This is a genomic window from Desulfallas sp. Bu1-1, from assembly GCF_015594625.1.
Lineage (GTDB): Bacteria > Bacillota > Desulfotomaculia > Desulfotomaculales > Desulfallaceae > JADNRQ01.
In genome coordinates this window covers 1-618 of record NZ_JADNRQ010000070.1, presented here as the reverse complement: position 1 = coordinate 618, position 618 = coordinate 1, and the positions used below count along the sequence as shown (strand labels likewise).

Genomic DNA, 618 nt, shown 5'->3' with positions numbered 1-618 from the left:
TTTTGCAGGCACAAGCTACCGAGCAGCTTCAAGCTGAGCCATACGAGCGCACCAGTGAAAGAAAAGGATACCGTAACGGCACATACCCACATCAACTAACCACCCGAGTAGGAACCATAACCTTGCGTGTTCCGCGTTTTCGTAACGGCCAGTTTTCCACCGAAATGTTCGCCCGGTACCAACGCAGCGAGCAGGCCCTGGTACTGACCCTGATGGAAATGGTAATCAACGGGGTCTCTACCCGAAAGATCAGCCAGATCACAGAAGAACTGTGCGGCACCGAATTTTCCAAGTCCACTGTCTCCGACTTATGTAAGAAACTGGACCCGCTGGTAAACGCCTGGAATAACCGGGACCTGCGGGGTACGCACTACCCGTTTGTATTGGTGGACGCTTTAGTGCTAAAAGTTCGCGAAGAAGGCCGCGTTCGTTCCCGGGGCGTAATGATCGCCATAGGCATAAACACCGAAGGGTACCGGGAAATTTTAGGTCTCATGCTTGGCGACAGCGAATCCGAGGCCAGTTGGAGCGAGTTTTTCTCCTGGCTTAAAAACCGCAACCTGCGCGGTGTTGATCTAGTAATATCAGATGACCACAGCGGCTTGGTAAAGGCTGTTC

The 618-nt window shown here is 52.6% G+C and carries 1 protein-coding gene; it reads left to right on the top strand.

The window, feature by feature from the left end; translation table 11 throughout:
- Positions 1–618: IS256 family transposase (locus IT084_RS17660; RefSeq protein WP_207744669.1), on the top strand; the 618-nt coding region annotated here is incomplete at both ends.